The organism is Craterilacuibacter sp., from assembly GCF_051659485.1.
Classification (GTDB): Bacteria; Pseudomonadota; Gammaproteobacteria; order Burkholderiales; family Chromobacteriaceae; genus Craterilacuibacter.
In genome coordinates this window covers 1-1,751 of record NZ_JBOFOO010000441.1, presented here as the reverse complement: position 1 = coordinate 1,751, position 1,751 = coordinate 1, and the positions used below count along the sequence as shown (strand labels likewise).

The 1,751-nt window shown below is 63.2% G+C and carries 1 protein-coding gene and 1 pseudogene; both read left to right on the top strand.

From position 1 onward, the window contains the following. Positions 1 to 1,161, top strand: a 1,161-nt coding sequence (locus tag ACRC1E_RS14900) for a Wzy polymerase domain-containing protein (protein ID WP_438515887.1), incomplete at its 5' end; no start/stop codon positions are given. 156 nt (positions 1,162 to 1,317) lie between these two features. Next, positions 1,318 to 1,751: pseudogene (locus tag ACRC1E_RS14895) on the top strand (hypothetical protein); the annotation flags it as partial.

Genomic DNA, 1,751 nt, shown 5'->3' with positions numbered 1-1,751 from the left:
CTGGTGCTGGCCTATGCCTTGGGCCTGCCTTTACTGGCGTGGGCCATGTTGCGGCTGGCGAGCAAGTCCGAGACCGCCGCGGAGAGCCGGCGCATGGCCAAGGCCTTGGCCGCTGCGGTGATCGCCATCGCGCTGTGCCAGATTTTCACGAGTGAAATCAATACCGCGCTGAATGCGCTGGGCTTGCCGATCCGGCAGGCAAGTGCTCTGGATCGTTTTATGGATGGCGGCTTCGGGGCACGGCGCTGGATAGAGTGGCAAAAAGCATGGTCGGTGTTTGTTGCACATCCGCTGTTTGGCGTGGGGCTGGGGGGCTATGCCGCACAGTCTGTGTTGCTGGAGCCGGCGTTTGCCGGGCAGTGGAGCGAGAGCTGGCTGTTTACCCATTGCCATAATATCGTGCTGCAATTGCTGGCCGAGACCGGCATCGTCGGCACGCTGGCTGTCGCTACGGGCTTGTTGTGGGCGTTTTTGCCGTGGTTCAAGCGGGAAAACGCCGGGGCGGACGCCTTGCTGGTGCTGGGGCTGGCGCTGGTGCTGCTCGGGCACAGCCTGTTGGAATACCCGCTGTGGTACGCCAGCTTTTTGATGGTGTTTGCCGTGCTGCTGGGGCTGACTCCGGCCCGGGGCTTTGCTGTTGCTATCCGCCCCAGCCTGCGCCGGCTGGGCTCGCTATTGCTGCTGGGCTTGGCTGGGTGGCAGATTGTGCTGGGGCTGGTGATGTATTTCGACTGGGTGCGCTGGGTGATGCCGGCAGACAAGCCGGCCGAAAACAAGGCGCGTATCGAGGCGCTGTTGCAGCAGGGGGCGAATCCGGTATGGAGCTATGAAACCGACCAGTTGTTGTCCAACTATCTGGATGGCAGCGCCAATCATCTGGCGCTCAAGCTGCCGCTGTTCGAACGCTTGGCCGCCTATCGCCCCTACCCGGGGACGCTCGTCAAGCTGGCCATGCTGCGCGCCCATCATGGTGATGCGGCCGGCGCCGAAGCGGCCTTGCGTCAGGCGATTGCCGCTTTTCCCGATACTGCGCCGCAACTGGCGGCGATGTTGAGTGCGCAAGCCGCGCCAGCCTTGCAGCCTTTGCAGCAGATCAGCCGCAGCGCGGCACAAGCGTATAGCCAGTCCGGTGCATCGGCCGCGGCGCAGACGGTGAAATAGCCTGCCACATGAGGCGTAGGATGGGTGCAGCGTAGCGCAACCCATCTAATCTGCGACCCGCCACGCCACCCTCGGGTGGCGTTTTGCATGCTATCCCTTGCAATCGCGCAATGCCCGTTACAATACCCTCTTTGCACTGACTAGCTGCCCGTCTTTATGCGCCTGAATTTTGCTGTTGCCCCGCTTGCCCTGCTGGTGTGGGCGCTGATTGCCATCCTGCCTTTTTTATCGCGCATCCATTATGTGCCGTTGCCGCAATGGTTCGGCGAGGCCAGTGTGTTGTGGTTGACGCTGCTGGCGGCCGGCTTGCTGGGGGTGGCTGCCTGCTGTAGGAGCGGCTTCAGCCGCGAGCCTGTTTCAAACACGCTTATCGCGGCTGAGGCCGCTCCTACAGTAGTTTCTACGGCTGGTCGCCTGTTCGCCGGTTTGCCGCGCGCCGGGGTGTGGATGCTGGTGCTGGCTGCGGCGTGGGCCCTGCAGGGCGTGTTCGTGCCCTTGCTGTTTCCCGGCTTGAATCAGGCGACCGCCTTGGCGTTTGCCGGCCTGGCTTTGCTTGCCGCGGTGACGCTGTGCTTGCGCGAGCAGTTTGG